We start from the raw sequence: 677 nt of genomic DNA on the forward strand, positions 1-677 counted from the left end.
TGGGAATGGGAACGTGCTGGCAAGGCAGCACGCTGTGTTCGGCATTGGGCGAACTTTTCGCAGATGGACACGCGTTATGCCTGGGGCGATGACGGGCGCGTCACCGTGCATAACGCCGACGGTAGCCAGGAGGTGTATGTCCATGACCATCGGGCGCGGTTGGTGCAGCGCATCGATCCGGACGGCGCTCAGCATTACAAATCCTACGATGACCAAGGCCGGCTGACCGTCGAGCAAGACCCGATGGGCGCGGTGACGGCCTATCAGTATGACGACGCCGGACGCCTGGTGGCGCTGTTTCCGGGGGATGATGAGCCGACGTCCTACGAGCATGACAATGGCTTCGTACGGGTTATACGACGTGGTGAGGCGGTCTGGAAATATGAGCGTAATGGCCAAGGCGACATTACGCGCAGGACCGATCCCGATGGCAACTCGACTGACTACAGCTACAACAAACATGGGCAACTGAAGGGGATTTGGTACCCGGACAGCAGTTGCCATCGGCTGGTGTGGAACGAGCGTGGGCAGTTGCTTGAGGAGCAATTGCCCCATGGTGGGATCAAGCGTTATCGCTATGACGACTTGGGGCGACAGGTTGCCCGTGAGGATGAGCATGGCGCACTAATCCAGTATCAGTGGGACGCCGCAGGACGCTTGCTGAAACTGATCCAGCC

1 pseudogene is annotated in these 677 nt (G+C 59.4%); it reads left to right on the forward strand.

Features of this window, described 5'->3' with window-relative positions:
- Positions 1-677: pseudogene (locus MF6394_RS32825) on the forward strand (RHS repeat domain-containing protein); the annotation flags it as partial.

This window comes from Pseudomonas sp. MF6394 (genome assembly GCF_002018845.1).
Lineage (GTDB): Bacteria > Pseudomonadota > Gammaproteobacteria > Pseudomonadales > Pseudomonadaceae > Aquipseudomonas > Aquipseudomonas lactis.